The sequence below is a fragment of the Solimonas sp. K1W22B-7 genome (genome assembly GCF_003428335.1).
Taxonomy (GTDB): domain Bacteria; phylum Pseudomonadota; class Gammaproteobacteria; order Nevskiales; family Nevskiaceae; genus Solimonas_A.
Genome location: NZ_CP031704.1, coordinates 2,752,324 through 2,769,716 on the forward strand (window position 1 = coordinate 2,752,324; position 17,393 = coordinate 2,769,716).

The window sequence follows — 17,393 nt, forward strand, 5'->3', positions numbered from 1 at the left end:
ACCCGCCCGCCGTATGGCTACTCACCGGCTCCGGTCAGTCCTTGCGCACGGTTGCCTGGGCAAAACCCAGCTGCTCTGCCTTGGCCTTGGCCGCCTTGGCCGCTGCTTCGTCGGCCAGCGGAGCGACGCGCACGCGGTACAGCACACCCTTGGCGGTATCCACCGGGCCGAACTGCGTCGGCAGGCCGGCGGACTTGAGCTTGCTCTCGGCGGTGCGCGCGTTGCCGATCTCGGCAAAGCTGCCCACCTGCACGCTCCAGCGCTCCTTGCCGGCCACCGGGCCCGGCTTGGGCGGCTCCACCGGCTTGGCGGCGGCGATCTCGGGCTTCGGTGCAGGCTTGGGCTTGGCGACCGGCGCGGGTTCCACCGGCTTGGGGACCTGCGCCACTTCCGGCTTGGACAGCGGCTTGGCCGGGGCCGCCGGTGGCGGCAGGCTCGGAACCGGCTTTGCCGCCACCGTCGGCGCTGCAGGAGCCGCTGCGGCCGCAACCGGCGGCGGCATGGCACGGCGGGACGGGGCCGGTGCTTCGGCCCGGGCCTGGGCCGGCACATCCGGCAGGTGGTGCAGGCTGTCGTCCTGCTTGAGTTGCACCGGCGGCGCCTTGGCCACCGGCGCCGGCAGCACGCGGCCGGGGGCCGCCTGTTCCAGCGAGTCGGACGACCTGATCGACACCGGCGCGGCGGCCATGCGGCTGTCGCTGTCCATGCCCGCCTCCGCACCCTCCGGTTCGCCGTCGACCACGGCCGCGGACTCACCCGCCAGCGGGTCTTCCAGGGCGGGGTCCGGCGCCGCGATCACCGGCGGGGTCACGCGGTCGCCCTCCACCACCGGCTCCTGCGGTCCGCCGTCCAGGTCGATGGTGACGCGGCGCAGGCCCTCGTCACGCTCGACATGGCCCGGCTTGGGCAGCAGGAAGGCCATCAGCAGCGCCACCGCCAGCAGGACCAGGGCGCCGATCAGGCGGTTCTTCATTTGCTCATTCATGCAGTACATCCAGGGCCGCAGCCACAGTGATAAACGATCCGGTCACCACGACCAGGTCTTCCGGCTCCGCCAGCGCCAGCGCGCGCTGCAGGGCTTCCGGCACATCGCGACAGGCCTCGGTCTCCATGCCCAGGCCGCGCAGGCGCGTTTCCAGCGCAGGCGCGTCCAGCCCGCGCGGCCCCGGCAGCCCGCCGAGGAAGGCTCGCGACACCAGGGGCTGCAGCAGTCGGCCGAAGGCTTCCACCGGCTTGTCCGACAGCATGCCCAGCACCAGCAGCACCCGCCCCTTCGGACGCAGCATGCGCAGGTGTTCGGCCAGGACCTCGGCGGCCTCGGCATTGTGGCCGACATCGAGCAGGCACTGGCCGACGCGTTGCAGACGCCCCGACAGGCGCAACTCGCCCAGCGCGGCATGCAGGGCCTCCTGCGGCACCGGCAGCCGCGCCTGCAGCGCGTCCACCAGGGCCAGCACGCCGCTGGCGTTCTGCAGCTGCATCGCGCCCGGCAAGGCCGGCAGCGGCAGGCCGTCGAGGTTTCCCGCAGGTCCGACCCAGCGCCAGCCCGGCCCGCGCGGCGCGTAGTCGAAATCGCGGCCCAGGCGCAACACTGGCGCGTCCCGCTTCTGCGCCGCGGCCAGCACCGATTCCGGCGGATGACGCTCCACCAGCACGGCGGGCTTGCCGGCGCGCAGGATGCCGGCCTTCTCGAAACCGATGCTCTCGCGGTCGGGGCCCAGCCAGTCGGTGTGGTCCAGCCCGATGTTGGTGATCAGCGCGGCGTCGGCGTCGACGATATTGACCGCGTCGAGCCGGCCGCCCAGGCCCACTTCCAGCACCTGCACGCCCACGCCGGCCTCGCGGAACAGCCACAGCGCCGCCAGCGTACCGAATTCGAAATAGGTCAGCGGCGTCGCCGCGCGCGCCTGCTCGATCGCCAGGAAGGCACGGCAGAGATCGGCATCCGATGCCGGCTCGCCGTCGATCGCCACGCGCTCGTTGTAGCGGCGCAGGTGCGGCGAGGTATAGAGGCCGCTGCGGTAGCCGGCGGCGCGGTAGATCGCCGCCGCCAGGGTCGCGCTGGAGCCCTTGCCGTTGGTGCCGGCGATGGTCAGCGTCGTCGCCTGCGCGGGCAGCAGGCCAAGGCGCTGCGCGACGCTGCGCACGCGCTCCAGCCCCAGCTCGATGGTCTTGGGGTGCAGCCGCTCCTGCCAGGCCAGCCAGTCGGCCAGCGACCAGGCCGCGGTGGGCATGGCGGAAGCAGCTACAGCCATCAGTGGAACCCGATCAGTTCGGCTGCTCCACCACGGTCGGCGTGAAGTGCGTCAGCATCGACAGGATGCGGTACAGCTTGTCGCGCATCTCGCGGCGGTCGATGATCAGGTCGATCGCGCCCTTCTCCACCAGGAACTCGGCACGCTGGAAACCCTCGGGGAGTTTCTGGCGCACGGTCTGCTCGATCACACGCGGACCGGCGAAACCGATCAGCGCCCGCGGTTCGGCAACGTTGATGTCGCCCAGCATCGCCAGGCTGGCGGAGACGCCACCCATGGTCGGGTGCGTCAGCACCGAGATGAACGGCAGGCCGCGCTCGGCCAGGCGCGCCAGTGCCGCGGAGGTCTTGGCCATCTGCATCAGCGAGAACAGCGATTCCTGCATGCGCGCGCCACCGGTGGCGGCGAAGCAGACCATCGGTGTGCCGTACTCCAGCGCCGCGTCGACGCCGCGCACGAACTTCTCGCCGACGACGCTGCCCATGGAGCCGCCCATGAAGCTGAACTCGAAGGAGGCGACCACCACCGGCAGGCCCATCAGCTGGCCGCGCATCACGACGAGCGCGTCCTTCTCCTGGGTCTCGGCCTGCGCTTCCTTGATGCGCTCGGTGTACTTGCGGCTGTCCTTGAACTTCAGCGGATCGGTCGGCACGACGTTGGTCGCGATCTCGATCCGCGGTTCCGGGTCCAGGAAGTGATTGATGCGCTCGCGCGCGTCGATCGGGCGGTGCGTGCCGCACTTGGGGCAGACCTCGAGGGTCCGCTCCAGCTCCGCGCGGTACAGCACGGACTGGCAACTTTCACACTTGGTCCACAGCCCCTCAGGCACGCTCTTGCTGCGGCGCCCGTTGGTCAGCAGCTTGGACCCTGAAATCTTGTCGAGCCAGCTCATCGGCTACTCAAATCCTTTTGGTCTAATGCCTCGCGCAGCGGTGCCAGCTTGGCAGCCAGCAGCCCCGGTAGCGTTGAAGGCGCATTCTGATGCTTCTCGATCTCGGCGACCAGCGCGCTGCCTACCACCACGCCATCGGCCACCGCCCCCACCGCGCGCGCCGACTCGGCGTCGCGGATCCCGAATCCCACCGCCAGCGGCAAATCTGTAAACCGCCGGATTTCCTGCAATTTTTCTGCCACGCTGGCCACGTCCAGGCTGGCCGCGCCGGTCACGCCCTTGAGCGAGACGTAGTAGAGATACCCGCTGGCCACGCGCGCCACGGCCGCGATGCGCTCCGCCGGGCTGGTCGGCGCCAGCAGGAAGATGCAGTCCAGGCCCTGCGAGCGCAGCGCCGGCAGGTAGCTGTCGGCCTCCTCCACCGCCAGGTCCACGATCAGCACCCCGTCGACGCCCGCGCGGGCGGCACGCTCGGCGAAGGCGGCCACGCCGCGCATCTCGATCGGGTTGAGATAGCCCATCAGCACCACCGGCGTGTCGCGGTCGGTCTTCCGGAACTCCGCCACCATGTCGATGATGTCCCACAGGCCGGTGCCATGCTTCAGGGCACGCTCGCAGGCCAGCTGGATCACCGGGCCGTCGGCCATCGGATCGGAGAACGGCACGCCCAGCTCGATGATGTCGGCGCCGGCGCCAGCCAGGGCATGCATCAGGCCGACGGTCACGTCGGGCTGCGGATCGCCCGCGGTGATGAACGGGATCAGCGCCTTGCGGCCCTGGCTGCGCAGACGCTGCAGGGTTTCCTTGATACGGCTCATAGCAGCGAAATACCTTCGAGCTTGGCGATGGTGAAGATGTCCTTGTCGCCGCGGCCCGACAGGTTGATGACGATGTTCTGCTCCGGCGACAGCGTCGGCGCGAGCTTCTTCGCCTGCGCCACCGCATGCGAGGACTCCAGTGCCGGGATGATGCCCTCGGCACGTGTCAGCTCGTGGAAGGCGGCCAGCGCCTCGTCGTCGTTGATCGCCGCGTACTCGACGCGGCCGATGTCCTTCAGCCAGGAGTGCTCCGGGCCCACGCCCGGGTAGTCCAGGCCGGCCGAGATCGAATGCGTCGGCAGGATCTGGCCGTTGTCGTCGGCCATGATGTAGGTGCGGTTGCCATGCAGTACGCCGGAACGTCCGGCCGTCAGCGGCGCGGCGTGGTCCGGCGTGTTCACGCCGAGACCGCCGGCCTCCACGCCGATCATGCGCACGGCCTTGTGCTCGATGAAGGGATGGAACAGGCCGATGGCATTGGAACCGCCGCCGACGCAGGCCAGCAGCACGTCCGGCAGGCGGCCCATCTGCTTCTGGGACTGCTCGATGACCTCGCGGCCGATGATGCACTGGAAGTCGCGCACCAGCATCGGGTACGGATGCGGACCGGCGACGGTGCCGATGACGTAGAAGGTGTCGTCGACGTTGGTCACCCAGTCGCGCATCGCCTCGTTCATGGCGTCCTTGAGCGTCTTGGTGCCGCTATGCACCGGACGCACTTCGGCGCCCAGCAGCTTCATGCGGTAGACGTTGGGCGACTGGCGCTCGACGTCCTCGGCGCCCATGTAGACCACGCACTTCAGGCCCAGGCGCGCAGCGATCGTCGCGGAAGCGACGCCATGCTGGCCGGCGCCGGTCTCGGCGATGATGCGGGTCTTGCCCAGGTGCTTGGCCAGCAGGGCCTGGCCGATGGTGTTGTTGACCTTGTGCGCGCCGGTGTGATTCAGGTCCTCGCGCTTGAGCCAGACGCGCGCTCCGCCCCACTTCCTGGTCAGGCGCTCGGCCAGATACAGCGGGCTGGGCCGGCCGACATAGTGCGTCAGGTCGCGGTCCAGGTCCGCCAGGAAGGCCGGGTCGTCCTTCAGGCGCGCATAGGCGTCCGACAGTTCGCGCAGCGGCGCCATCAGGGTTTCGGCGACGAACTGTCCGCCATAGGGGCCGTAGTGGCCTTTCGCATCGGGAAAATCGTAGGTCATCGTTTCGTTCTGTCCGCGCGCTGTACCGCCTCGACGAAGGCGCGCATCTTGTCGTGGTCCTTGACCCCTGGCCTGGCCTCGATGCCCGACGACACGTCGACACCATAAGGCCGCAACTGCCGTACCGCACCACCCACGTTGGCCGGATTGAGGCCGCCGGCCAGCACCAGGGGGGTCTTCACCGCGGTGACGCGGCTCCAGTCGAAGGTCTCGCCGCGCCCGCCCATGCCACCCCTGGCGTGGCTGTCCAGCAGCAGGCCGGTGGCAGCCTTGTAGCGCCGCGCCAGTGCCGCCAGGCTCTGCTTCTCGCCCATGGCCACGGCCTTCATGTACGGCAGGCCGAAACTGGCGCAGAAATCCGCCGGCTCCTCGCCATGGAACTGCAGCAGGTCGGGGCGCAGGGTGTCGATGGCTTCCTGCACGAAGGCCGCGTCGGCGTCCTTGAACAGGGCTACCGCGCTGACGAAGGGCGGCAGGCGGCGCCGGATGACCGCGGCCTTGTCGGCGGCAATGGCGCGCGGGCTGGCCGGCACCAGCACGAAGCCGATGGCGTCCACGCCCAAAGCCACGCCCGCCTGGGCGTCCTTGTCGCGGGTAATCCCGCAAAACTTGATTCGGGTTCTGCTCAAAACCTTGGGTCTCAGGCCGGGAAATAGGGTTCCGGCCGTTCGGGGAGGGCGAATTCTGCCGGATATTCGGGTCCCACGAAATACAGGCCGCAGGCCGGGGCCGTCATTCCTGCCCTGGAACGCTCCCGGCTGGCCAGGACTTCAGCCACCCAGGGCACCGGCCGCTTGCCCAGCCCCACCTCGGCCAGGGTACCGGTGATGTTGCGCACCATGTGATGCAGGAAGGCGTTGGCGCAGAGGTCGATGACCACGAAATCGCCGCGCCGGAAGACGTTCACATGACGCATGTAGCGGGTTGCCGTGGGCGCCTGGCATTCCGAGTCGCGGAAAGCCGAGAAATCCTGCTCGCCCAGCAACACCTGCGCCGCCTGGTGCATCGCCTCGGCATCCAGGCGCTGCGGCCACCAGGCAGCCCGCTCGCGCAGCAGCGCGCCGCGGGCGCGGTGGTTGTGGATGACGTAGCGGTAGTGGCGGGCGCGGGCCGAGAAGCGCGCGTGGAACTGCTGCGCCACCGGCTGCACCCAGCGCAACGACAGGTCCGGCGGCAGGTTGGTGTTGCTGCCCAGCAGCCAGGCGTACTCGCTGCGCCGGGCCCCGGAATCGAAATGCACCACCTGCTGCAGGCCGTGCACCCCGGAATCGGTACGCCCTGCCGCGGTCACCGCCACCGGGTGGTCCGCCACCTTCGACAAGGCCGCCTCCAGCGTGCTCTGCACGCAGCGCAGCTCGCTGAGGGACTGCCAGCCGCGGAAGGCGGTGCCCACGTATTCCACGCCAGCCGCCCAGCGACTCACTGCGGACTCCGGCGGAATTTGGGCGGTTTGCGGGTCATGGAAAGCAAAAGGCCGCCGCGATTCGCGGCGGCCTGGTGGAAGCTCATCGGCCAATCAGCTGAGCCGACCGATCAGGGCCTGTGCCTCGCCCTTCTGCGTGTCGTTGCCCTGCACCAGCACCTCGTTCAGCAGGTTGCGGGCCATCTCGTTGTCACCCATGTCGACGTAGGCGCGGGCCAAATCCAGCTTGGTGCTGGCCTCGTCGCCCGACGAAATGCTGTCGCTGTCGCCGCCGAGATCACCGATGTCGAAGTCGTCGAGCTGGATCTCGTCGACGCTGATGTCGGCCAGGGCCGGCTCGCTGATCGTCGCCGAGGGCCCATCGAAGCCGCCGAGGTCGAACTCCAGGGCATTGGTGTCGTCCATCCGGCTGGCCGCGGGCTTCGGTGCCGGAGCCGCCGGGGCCGGCTTGGCGCCGCCCAGGTCGAAGTCGCCCAGGTCGAACTCCAGCGCATCGTCGCGCTTGAGCGTCGGTTCCCTGGCCTTGGGAGCAGCCGATTCCATCGGCGGCAGTTCCAGTTCCTCGAGCTTGAAGTCCAGGGAATTGTTGCCCGCGGAAGGCGGCGCCTCGGAAGCGGCCAGGTCCGGCATCGAATCCAGCGACGGCGAAGCAGGCTCGTCGAACGCCAGGTCGAAATCGGTATCCACGGCAGAAGCGTCGCCGCCCTTGAAGATCTGTGCATCCGGGCAGAGCTGCTGGCCCATGATCGCGAGCTTCTGCCAGGCAGCCGGATCGAGCTTGCCCTTCAGGCCCTCGGCGGTCTCCTGGAACTCCATCGGACGGCCGGCGGCAAAGTAGGTCTCCGCCAGCTTCACCTTCAGTTCGGTACGCGCCGGATCGCGGCCGGAAGCCTGGCGCAGCAGCAGGATCGCCTCGTCATACAGACCGTAGGCCAGGTGGAAATCGGCCTCGGCCATCGGATCGTTGGCGTCGAGGTTGATCTGCACCGTCTCCGCGGCGAACTGGCCGGTGACGTCGAAATCGATGTTGCCGGTTTCCACCGCCTTGCGGGCGAACGCAAGGTCTTCGGCACCGAAGGCCTGCGTCGAATCGAAGGTCGGCAGCATCCCGGTGTCGTCGTGCGACGACGATGCCGTGGGCACCGCGGGCACGGGTGCCGGCGGAATCACCTGGGTGGAGAGCTGCCTGTTCTGCGGCGGAACCTGCTGCGTCTGCAGCTGCCGGGTGCGGAAGTCGGTGGTGTCCTCGCCGCTGAGCGTGTCGTCGAGGTTTTCCAGCTCGCGGCGCGCGGCGTCAGGCGACTTCGGCGGCAGCTTCGTACCCGGGGGCGGAATCGTGCCACCGAGCGTGCCCATCGTGGACTTCTGCAGCAACGGCGCGGCGGGCGCCGGCGGCATGCGCGTCGGCGGCGGCGCACTGGCCGGCGTGCCGCTGCCGCTACCCTGACGCTCGCGGCGCTTCTTCAGCAGGCTGGTCACCAGGTAGCCGGCGCCACCGAGCACCAGCAGCAGGCCGAGCAGCGGGATCGCCATGTCGAGCAGGCCGCCTTCTTCCTCCGCGACCGGCGCGGGCGCCGGTTCCGCAGCAGGCGGCTCGGCAACGGGCGGCGCCTCGACCGGAGCCTCGCTGACCGGCGCTTCCACGGGAGCGACGCTGCCGTCTTCGGCCGGAGCAGCCGGGGTTTCGGCGGCGGCCGGCGGCGGTTCCACCGGCGCGGGCGCCGGGGTGGGTTCGACGACCGGAGCGGGCGCCGGAGCAGGGGCAGGAACCGGAGTCGGGGCCGGCGGCGGCACCTCGACCTTGGGTACGGGCTTGGGGGCCGGGGCCGGCGTGGGGGCCGGCATCGGCTTGGGAGCCGGAGCGGGCGCCACAGGCGCGGGAGCCGGCACAGGGGCCGGCTTGGCGACCGGCGCGGGCTTCGCCGGAGACGGAGACGCCGGCACTGCCGGCGCTTGGGACTTGAACTGGGGCCTCGGTGTTTCTATCGGTGGCTCTGCCAGCGACTCTGCCGGTAGCGGCCTGGGTTTGGCTACCCTTGCGGCGCCACCGCCACGCAAAGCATTGACCCGCGCCTTGGCCGTGGCCGGCGAAACCGCCCCCATTTCCGAAGCCGAGGGGACCGACAGCATCGAACCGACGCGCAGCCGGTTGATGCCGCCATCGAAAGCACCACGATTGGCGTCATACAGCGCCAGCAGCACCTGGTCCATCGTCAGCGACGGGTCCGGGCGCAGCTTGGTGGCGATGCTCCAGAAGGTTTCCTTCGGCTGGACCGGGCCATAGCCGTCGCCGCTGGCCGTGCTCAGCGAAGCGGACGGTTCCGCAGATACGGCCTGCGGCGGGGCAACGGGTGCCGGGCGGCGCACCGATTCCTCGGAAGTTTCGAAGAACTCGGACCCCGACGGCGCGGCAGCGGACGAACGCGAAGACGCCGAGGAGACGCGGGGCGCCGGGGCGGCGGCAGCCGGCGGCAGGGTCGGCGGATCGAGCAGGATGGTGTACTCGCGCAGCAGGCGGCCGCCGCGGGACTTCACTTCCACCAGGAAGTTGACGAAGGGTTCGCGCGCGATCTGGGCGCTGCGCACCTCGATGCGGGGCGCGCCTTCCTCGAGGTTGACGGTGAAGCGCAGGCTGCTCAGGTACTCGCTGCGCTCCAGGCCGGCGCGCTCGAATTCCGCCGAGCTGGCAAGACTAACCTGAACGTTTTCAGCATCTTCGGCCGTTATGGCCGTCAGCGGGATGGTCGCCGTGAAGCGCTGGTTGAGGCCAGAAGTGACCTCGATTTCACCCAATCCGATTGCCGCTGCTGAAGACAGCCACAATACGGGGCCAAGTGCCAGAATCAGTGCCAGTTTACGCAACATATTCTCTCCGGAAGCCGTGTCCCCCAACCGGGGCTGCCTTGAGTTCACAGCAAGGGTGAACTTGCGCATGTAAGCCCTTTTATACACGACATTTTATAAATAGTCACGACTCAATAGCTCGGCGATCTGCACGGCATTGAGAGCGCCCCCTTTGCGGATATTGTCGCCTGTCAGCCACAGGTTCAATCCTCGCGGATGCGTGGGGTCCCGGCGCAGTCGGCCGACGAACACCGCATCCTGCCCGCTGGCCTCGGTCACCGGCGTCGGAAAACCCTCGATCGAAGGTTCGTCCAGCAGTTCCAGGCCCGGCGCCTTGCCCAGCAACTCCCGTGCTTGCGCCACGCTCAGCGGCTCGCGCGTTTCCAGGTGTACCGCGGCACTGTGGCCGTAGAACACCGGCACGCGCACCGCCGTGGCGTTCACGCGCACCGCATCGCCGAGGAGACGCGCGGTTTCCTGCACCAGGCGCAGTTCCTCGCGGGTCTGGCCGTCGGCCTCCACCGCATCGATCTGCGCCATGACGTTGAAGGCGATCTGCCGGGGATAGGCCTTGGGCTCGATCGGCTTGAAATTCAGCAGATCGGCGGTCTGGCGACCCAGTTCCTCCAGCGCCTCGGCACCGCTGCCGGAAACGGCCTGGTAGGTGGCGACATTGACGCGCTCGATGCCGGCCGCGTCGAGCAAGGGCTTCAGCACCAGCGCCAGCAGCGTGACCGTGCAGGTCGGCGTGGCGACGATGCCGCGCACATCGTGCTTCGCCAGGTCCTGCGGATTGACCTCGGGCACCACCAGCGGCACTTCCGGATCGAGCCGGAACTGCGTGCTGTTGTCGATCACCACGCAGCCTTCCACCGCCGCCTTGGGCGCGTACTCGGCGGCCACCGCGGCACCGGCGGAGAACAGCGCCAGTTGCACCTGTGAGAAATCGAACTGTGCGACATCGCCCACCGGCAGTTCGCGGCGACCGAAACTCGCCACGCCGCCGGCTGCTGCCGCCACATCCAGCGGGAAGACCTTGCCGACCGGAAACTCACGCTCGTGCAGGAGATCCAGCATCGCCGCGCCGACCAGGCCGCTGACGCCAACTACCGCAACATCGAATCGGCGAGTCATGAGGGGCCCCGGGAAATTTGAGCGGCGGAGTTTAGAGGTATCTGGAGGCAAAGCCCATGGCCGGAGGAAAAAACACCTGGAGCGCTTGCCGCCAGCCTCGATCGCACCGCATCGGGATTGGTGCCGGCGAGCCGGGCGAACCTATAATTGAGAATCACTACAGGGCCTGTCCGCGCTACCGCAATCGCTCCATCGAACCGCAGAGCATGCTCATCTCACTCCCTACCCGCATCGCCACGCTGTCGCGGGAAGTCTGCGCGCCGCCGGCATGACCGATTCCCCGCCACCGTCTCCGCCGCGACCGCTTGCGGCGCCGCTGCGCTACCTGCTGCTGGCTTTCGCCGGCTTCTGCGTGGGCCTGGGCATCGTCGGCATCTTCGTGCCGGGGCTGCCGACGACGGTCTTCATCCTGATGGCCGGCTGGGCCGCGGCGCGCAGTTCACCACGCTTCTCCCACTGGCTTGAAAGCCATCGTGTATTCGGACCGATCCTGAAGAACTGGCGCGAGACACGCAGCGTCAGCCGTCGCGCCAAGTGGAGTGCCACGGTGGCGATGGCGGTCTGTGCGCTGATCCTGTTTCTCACCGCCGGGAAGCCCTGGCTGGCCGAGTGCATCACTGCGGTGATGGCGCTGGTGCTGGCCTGGCTCTGGCACCGGCCGGAACCGCCGCAGCGCGTGTAGCTGGACAGCGCCGGCTAGTCGCGAGAATCGTTTTTCTGCCGCGGATCACGCGGATGAACGCGGATATACAAGATTTTCTTTCTTGATCCGCGTTCATCCGCGTGATCCGCGGCGAAAGGGGCTTTTAGCTCAGAGCTTGCCGAGCACGATCCGCAGCATGCGACGCAGCGGCTCGGCCGCGCCCCACAGCAGCTGGTCGCCGATGACGAAGGCGGAGACGTACTCGGGCCCGAGGTTGAGCTTGCGCACGCGGCCCACACCCACCTTGAGGCCGCCGGTGATCGAGGCCGGGGTCAGTTCCCTGACCGTGACCGGCTTGTCGTTGGGCACCCACTTCACCCAGTCGTTGCCGGAGCGGATGATGGCCTCGATCTCCGCCAGCGGCAGGTCGCGCTTGAGCTTCAGCGTCAGCGCCAGGCTATGGCAGCGCATCGCGCCGATACGCACGCAGAGGCCGTCCACCGGGATCGGCTGGGCATTGCCGAGGATCTTGTTGACCTCGGCCTGCCCCTTCCACTCTTCCTTGGACTGGCCGTTCTCGAGCTGCGAGTCGATCCAGGGAATCAGGCCGCCGGCCAGCGGCGCACCGAAGAACTCGGTGGGCACGTCGTTGCGGATCGACTGCGCGACCTTGCGGTCGATGTCGAGGATCGCCGAGGCCGGGGTCGCCAACTCATCGGCCACCGCGGCGTGGATGGTGCCCATGCCCTTGAGCAGCTCGCGCATGTGGTTGGCGCCGCCGCCGGAGGCCGCCTGGTAGGTCATGGAACTGACCCACTCGACCAGGCCTTCACGGAACAGCCCGCCCACGCCCATCAGCAGGATGCTGTTGGTGCAGTTGCCGCCGATGTAGTTCTTCACGCCCTGGCCCAGCGCCGCGTCGATCACGCCGCGGTTGACCGGGTCCAGGATGATGACGGCGTCGTCCTTCATGCGCAGCGCCGAGGCCGCGTCGATCCAGTAGCCGTCCCAGCCGCTGGCACGCAGCTTCGGGTAGACCTCGTTGGTGTAGTCGCCACCCTGGCAGGTGATGATCACGTCCATCGCCCTGAGCGCGTCGATGCTGTTGGCATCCTTCAGCGGCGGAGTGTCCTTGCCGCCGACCTTGGGGCCGGGGCCGCCGGCGCTCGAGGTGCTGAAGAAATGCGACTCCACCAGCGCGAAGTCGTTCTCTTCCTGCATGCGCTGCATCAGCACGGAACCGACCATGCCGCGCCAACCCACCATACCCAGCTTCTTCATGTCACTAACTCTTCCAGAATTCTTCGTGATTACTTGCGCAGCGCCGCAACCACCGCGTCGCCCATCGCTGCAGTACCGATGATCTTCTCGCCCGGCTGCGCGATGTCGCCGGTGCGGTGACCCGCCTGCAGCACCTTCTTCACCGCCGCGTCGATGCGGTCGGCCAGGTCGGCGCGGCTGAATGTGTAGCGGAACATCATGCCCACCGACAGCAGCGTCGCCAGCGGGTTGGCCTTGCCCTGCCCTGCGATGTCCGGCGCGCTGCCGTGGATCGGCTCGTACAGGCCCTTGTTGTTCACGTCCAGCGAGGCCGAGGGCAGCATGCCGATGGAGCCGGCCAGCATCGAGGCCTCGTCCGACAGGATGTCGCCGAAGATGTTGCCGGTGACGATCACGTCGAACTGCTTGGGGTTCTTGACCAGCTGCATCGCGGCGTTGTCGACGTACATGTGCGTCAGCGCGACGTCGGGGTACTGCTTGCCGACCTCGATCACCACCTCACGCCACAGGCGTGAGGTCTCCAGCACGTTCTCCTTGTCCACCGAGCACAGGCGCTTGTTGCGCTTCTGCGCGGCCTGGAAGGCGACGTGCGCGATGCGCTCCACCTCCGGACGGCTGTAGTGCATGGTGTCGTAGCCTTCCTCGGCGCCGTCCGCGTTCGTGCGGCGGCCGCGCGGCTGGCCGAAGTAGATGTCGCCGGTCAGCTCGCGCAGGATCAGGATGTCCAGGCCGGCGATGACCTCCGGCTTGAACGAGGAGGCCGCGGCCAGTTCTTCATAGGCCAGCGCGGGGCGCAGGTTGGCGAACAGGCCGAGGTCCTTGCGGATGCCGAGGATGCCCTGCTCCGGGCGCACGGCGCGCGGCAGGCTGTCGTACTTCGGGCCGCCGACGGCGCCCATAAGGATCGCATCGGCCTCGCGCGCGGCCTTCTGGGTGGACGGCGGATACGGGTGGCCCTCCGCGTCATAAGCAGCGCCGCCGAGATGGCCGAAGGACCACTCGATCTTCTCGCCCTCGGCCTTGAACAGCTCCAGCACCTTCACGGCTTCCACCATGATCTCGGCGCCGATGTAGTCGCCGGGGAGAATCAGGATCTTCTTGTTCATTGATATCGTCCAGAAATAAGAAATGCTGTCCGCGAATGAACGCAAATGAACGCGAATACAAGAATTGGCATATCTTGATTTGCGTTCATTCGCGTTTATTTGCGGACTAAGATTTTTCTCAGTTAAACAGCCACGGAGCTTCGGCGCGGCGCTTCGCCTCGTAGGCCTTGATCGCGTCGCCCTGCTGCAGCGTCAGGCCGATCTCGTCCAGGCCGTTGACCAGGTTGTGCTTGTGGTGCGGGTTGATCTGGAACTTGAACACGCGGCCGTCGGACAGGCGCACTTCCTGCGCCGGCAGGTCGACGGTGAGCTGCGCGGCGGAGTCCGCCGCCACAATCTCGAAGATCGCCTGCACTTCCTCGGGCTTCAGCACCACCGGCAGCACGCCGTTCTTGAAGCAGTTGGAGAAGAAGATGTCGGCGTAGCTCGGCGCGATCACGGCGCGGAAGCCGTAGTCGTCCAGTGCCCACACCGCGTGCTCGCGCGAGGAGCCGCAGCCGAAGTTGTCGCGCGCGATCAGGATCTGCGAACCGGCATGCTTCGGATCGTTGAGCACGAACTCCGCGTTCGGCCGGCGCGTCGCCGGGTCCACTTCCAGCGTGCCCGGGTCGAGGTAGCGCCAGTCGTCGAACAGGAACGGGCCGAAGCCGGTGCGCCGGATCGACTTCAGATACTGCTTCGGGATGATCGCGTCGGTGTCCACGTTGGGACGGTCCAGCGGCATGACCTTGGAGCTGACCTGCGTAAATGCCTTCATGTCTCTCTTCCTTACAACTTCATTTCCAGGCGCCGGCAATCCGGTACCGGGGAGCGGTTGCGGTCGCCGCGGAAGCGGCGCTCGCGCACGAATCTGAAACCAACACCCTCGTACAGCTTCTGGGCGCGCGGGTTGGTCACCGCCACGTCCAGCGCATAGACGCCGAAGCCGCGCTTGCGCGCCTCGGCCATCTGGAAGTTCAGCATGCGCGCGCCGATGCCCTGGCCGCGGCAGTCCGGCGCCACGCCGAAGTTCGCCACGTACAGCATGTCCGGCGTCAGCGGCTTCATCATCGGCGCCAGTTCCAGCGCCCGGCGGATCACGCCGAAGGCCGCCAGCAGCGGGTAGAACGAGAACACCTGGCGAACCAGGCCCAGCGTCAGCTTCGTCTCGTCGCCCATGCCGTAGAACGCGCCGGCACCGACCACGCGCCCGTCGCGCTCCGCCACCCAGTGATTGCGATGGCCCTGGAAGCCGGCGCCGTCGGCGAAGGCATAGCGCAGGAAATCCAGCGCCTCCTTGCCGGCCGCGCGCAGCATGTAATCGAAGGCCTCGGGGCCGGCGCTGTAGACCAGCGCTGCCGCCGCCGCCGCGTCCTCCGCCTTCGCCGGCCTGAAACCCAGGGGCATGTCGGCTCCCTACAGTGCGCGCACGTCGACGAAGTGGCCGGCGATACCCGCCGCCGCCGCCATCGCCGGGCTCACCAGGTGGGTACGGCCACCCTGCCCCTGGCGTCCTTCGAAATTGCGGTTGCTGGTCGAAGCGCAGCGCTCGCCCGGCTCCAGCCGGTCGGAGTTCATCGCCAGGCACATTGAGCAGCCCGGCTCGCGCCATTCGAAGCCGGCGTCGGTGAAGATTTTGTCCAGCCCCTCGCTCTCGGCCTGCGACTTCACCAGGCCCGAGCCCGGCACGACCATCGCCAGCATCACGTTCGCGGCCTTGCGCTTGCCCTTCACGACCGCCGCGGCGGCACGCAGGTCCTCGATGCGCGAGTTGGTGCAGGAGCCGATGAACACCTTGTCGATGCTGATCTCTTCGATCGGGGTGTTGGCGCTCAGGCCCATGTAGGCCAGCGCCTTCTCCATGCCGCTGCGCTTGACCGGATCGACTTCCTGCGCCGGATCGGGCACGCGCGCCGACACCGGGCCCACCATCTCGGGCGAGGTGCCCCAGGTGACCTGCGGCTCGATCGCCTTGGCATCCAGCTCCACCACGGCGTCGAACTTGGCGCCCGGGTCGCTGCGCAACTGCTGCCAGTTGGCCACGGCGGCGTCCCACTGCTCCGGCTTCGGCGCATAGGGGCGGCCCTTCACATAGGCGATGGTCTTGTCGTCCACCGCGACCAGGCCGGCGCGCGCGCCGCCTTCGATCGCCATGTTGCACAGGGTCATGCGGCCTTCCATCGACAGGTCCTCGATCGCCTCACCGGCGTACTCGACGACATAGCCGGTGCCGCCGGCGGTGCCGATGCGGCCGATGATCGCCAGCGTGATGTCCTTGGCGGTGACACCCGGGCCGACCTGGCCGCTGACGCGGATCAGCATGGCCTTGGACTGCTTCAGCACCAGGGTCTGCGTCGCCAGCGTGTGCTCGACCTCGGAGGTGCCGATGCCGAAGGCCAGCGCACCGAAGGCGCCATGTGTGGAGGTGTGCGAGTCGCCGCAGACCACGGTCATGCCCGGCAGGGTCGCGCCCTGCTCCGGGCCGATCACGTGGACGATGCCCTGGCGGTGGTCGTTCATGCGGAACTCGGTGACGCCGAACTCCGCGCAGTTGGCGTCCAGCGCGTCGACCTGCGCACGCGAGATCGGGTCCTTGATGCCCTGCGCACGGTCCGGGGTGGTCGGCACGTTGTGGTCGGCCACCGCCAGGTTGGCCGACAGGCGCCAGGGCTTGCGGCCGTTCAGGCGCAGGCCGTCGAAAGCCTGCGGGCTGGTGACTTCATGCACCAGGTGGCGGTCGATGTAGATCAGCGCGGAGCCGTCGCCGTTGTCGGCGACCACGTGTGCGTCCCATATCTTGTCGTACAAGGTTTTTGCCATGGCTGGACCCTCTTTTCCCGGTGCTTGGTCTTGCGAATGGCGCGGATTCTAGGCCCGGGGCATTGATAACTCCAATGAATCGTTCTTATATAGTCCATTCCCCAAAGGAATCCGACGATGGACACCCAGAACCTCACCGCTTTCATCGCCGTGGCCGACAGCAGTTCCTTCACCCAGGCCGCCGAGGCCCTGCATTTGTCGCAGCCGGCGGTGAGCAAACGCATCACCGCGCTGGAGGAGCAGATCGGCCAGTCGCTGTTCGACCGCGTGGGGCGCCAGGTGAGCCTGACCGACGCCGGGCGGACCCTGCTCCCTTACGCGAAGAAAGTGCTGCAAGACCTTGAAGATGGACGAAGAGCACTGTCGCACCTGCACGACAAGGTGACCGGGCGCCTGTCGATCGGCACCAGCCATCACATCGGCCTGCATCGCCTGCCGCCGGTGCTGCGCGCCTTCACCCAGCAGTACCCGGAGGTGGACCTGGACATCCATTTCATGGACTCCGAGGTGGCCTGCCAGGCCGTGCTGGCCGGCAAGCTGGAACTGGGCATCGTCACCCTGCCGACCCAGCCCCTGCCGCAATTGCAGCAGCGCGCGGTCTGGGACGATCCCCTGTCGGTGGTGGTGGCGCCGGGCCATCCGCTGCTGGACCGCGCCCAGGCACAGTTGCAGGATCTGGCGGGGCACCCGGCGGTACTGCCCGACGAGGCCACCTACACCCACCGCATCGTCACCCGCGCGCTGCAGGCGCACGGCCTCACGCCCAGGATCAGACTGGCCACCAACTACCTGGAGACCCTCAAGATGCTGGTCGGCATCGGCCTGGGCTGGAGCGTGCTGCCGGATTCGATGATCGACGGCAGCATCCGCCGCCTGCCGATCCCGCAGCTGGCCCTGCATCGCGAGCTGGGGGCGGTCTGGCATGAGCGGCGCACCCTGTCGGGGGCCGGCCTGGCCCTGCTCAATTGCCTGGCCCGCTGATTCCGACATACGGCGCCGTAT

16 protein-coding genes are annotated in these 17,393 nt (G+C 68.1%); 2 read left to right on the forward strand and 14 right to left on the reverse strand.

The window, feature by feature from the left end:
- Positions 1-34: 34 nt before the first annotated feature.
- The 9 genes from D0B54_RS12510 to D0B54_RS12550 all read right to left on the reverse strand — a co-directional run bounded on the left by D0B54_RS12510 (position 35) and on the right by D0B54_RS12550 (position 10,562).
- Positions 35-985 carry an SPOR domain-containing protein gene (locus D0B54_RS12510; protein ID WP_162932384.1) on the reverse strand — a complete coding sequence of 317 codons (951 nt, stop codon included), beginning with the start codon at positions 983-985 and terminating at the stop codon, positions 35-37.
- Positions 978-2,255 (reverse strand): bifunctional tetrahydrofolate synthase/dihydrofolate synthase, encoded by a 1,278-nt coding sequence (folC, locus tag D0B54_RS12515; protein ID WP_240433415.1) that lies wholly within the window; start codon positions 2,253-2,255, stop codon positions 978-980. Before folC ends, D0B54_RS12510 begins: the two co-directional genes overlap by 8 nt.
- A 13-nt stretch (positions 2,256-2,268) precedes the next feature.
- Positions 2,269-3,147 carry an acetyl-CoA carboxylase, carboxyltransferase subunit beta gene (accD, locus tag D0B54_RS12520; protein WP_117291653.1) on the reverse strand — a complete coding sequence of 293 codons (879 nt, stop codon included), beginning with the start codon at positions 3,145-3,147 and terminating at the stop codon, positions 2,269-2,271.
- Positions 3,144-3,965: a tryptophan synthase subunit alpha gene (gene trpA, locus D0B54_RS12525; RefSeq protein WP_117291654.1), complete on the reverse strand. Its 822-nt coding sequence runs from the start codon at positions 3,963-3,965 to the stop codon at positions 3,144-3,146. Before trpA ends, accD begins: the two co-directional genes overlap by 4 nt.
- Positions 3,962-5,161: a tryptophan synthase subunit beta gene (trpB, locus tag D0B54_RS12530; protein WP_117291655.1), complete on the reverse strand. Its 1,200-nt coding sequence runs from the start codon at positions 5,159-5,161 to the stop codon at positions 3,962-3,964. Before trpB ends, trpA begins: the two co-directional genes overlap by 4 nt.
- Positions 5,158-5,790, reverse strand: a complete 633-nt coding sequence (locus tag D0B54_RS12535) for a phosphoribosylanthranilate isomerase (RefSeq protein WP_117291656.1) — start codon at positions 5,788-5,790, stop codon at positions 5,158-5,160. Before D0B54_RS12535 ends, trpB begins: the two co-directional genes overlap by 4 nt.
- An 11-nt stretch (positions 5,791-5,801) precedes the next feature.
- Complete coding sequence (gene truA, locus D0B54_RS12540) at positions 5,802-6,584, reverse strand: tRNA pseudouridine(38-40) synthase TruA (protein ID WP_117291657.1); 783 nt, start codon at positions 6,582-6,584, stop codon at positions 5,802-5,804.
- A gap of 93 nt (positions 6,585-6,677) precedes the next feature.
- Positions 6,678-9,377 (reverse strand): FimV/HubP family polar landmark protein, encoded by a 2,700-nt coding sequence (locus D0B54_RS12545; protein ID WP_117291658.1) that lies wholly within the window; start codon positions 9,375-9,377, stop codon positions 6,678-6,680.
- A 165-nt stretch (positions 9,378-9,542) separates the two neighbouring features.
- A complete protein-coding gene (locus tag D0B54_RS12550; protein ID WP_117291659.1) occupies positions 9,543-10,562 on the reverse strand; it encodes an aspartate-semialdehyde dehydrogenase in 1,020 nt (339 codons plus the stop codon).
- A gap of 268 nt (positions 10,563-10,830) precedes the next feature.
- Between D0B54_RS12550 and D0B54_RS12555 the strand changes: the two genes are divergently transcribed.
- Positions 10,831-11,244 carry a YbaN family protein gene (locus D0B54_RS12555; protein WP_117291660.1) on the forward strand — a complete coding sequence of 138 codons (414 nt, stop codon included), beginning with the start codon at positions 10,831-10,833 and terminating at the stop codon, positions 11,242-11,244.
- Positions 11,245-11,373: 129 nt separating this feature from the next.
- Here D0B54_RS12555 and asd read toward each other — a convergent pair whose 3' ends face one another.
- The 5 genes from asd to leuC form a co-directional block, all read right to left on the reverse strand.
- Complete coding sequence (gene asd / locus D0B54_RS12560) at positions 11,374-12,486, reverse strand: aspartate-semialdehyde dehydrogenase (RefSeq protein ID WP_117291661.1); 1,113 nt, start codon at positions 12,484-12,486, stop codon at positions 11,374-11,376.
- A gap of 29 nt (positions 12,487-12,515) precedes the next feature.
- Positions 12,516-13,592 carry a 3-isopropylmalate dehydrogenase gene (leuB, locus tag D0B54_RS12565; protein WP_117291662.1) on the reverse strand — a complete coding sequence of 359 codons (1,077 nt, stop codon included), beginning with the start codon at positions 13,590-13,592 and terminating at the stop codon, positions 12,516-12,518.
- Positions 13,593-13,710: 118 nt separating this feature from the next.
- A complete protein-coding gene (gene leuD, locus D0B54_RS12570; RefSeq protein ID WP_117291663.1) occupies positions 13,711-14,349 on the reverse strand; it encodes a 3-isopropylmalate dehydratase small subunit in 639 nt (212 codons plus the stop codon).
- 11 nt (positions 14,350-14,360) lie between these two features.
- Positions 14,361-14,978: a GNAT family N-acetyltransferase gene (locus D0B54_RS12575; RefSeq protein WP_117291664.1), complete on the reverse strand. Its 618-nt coding sequence runs from the start codon at positions 14,976-14,978 to the stop codon at positions 14,361-14,363.
- Positions 14,979-14,987: 9 nt separating this feature from the next.
- Complete coding sequence (gene leuC / locus D0B54_RS12580) at positions 14,988-16,391, reverse strand: 3-isopropylmalate dehydratase large subunit (RefSeq protein ID WP_117291665.1); 1,404 nt, start codon at positions 16,389-16,391, stop codon at positions 14,988-14,990.
- A gap of 117 nt (positions 16,392-16,508) precedes the next feature.
- On the opposite strand from leuC, the gene D0B54_RS12585 reads away from it, so the two are divergent.
- Positions 16,509-17,372 (forward strand): LysR family transcriptional regulator, encoded by an 864-nt coding sequence (locus tag D0B54_RS12585; protein ID WP_117291666.1) that lies wholly within the window; start codon positions 16,509-16,511, stop codon positions 17,370-17,372.
- The last annotated feature ends 21 nt before the right edge of the window (positions 17,373-17,393 follow it).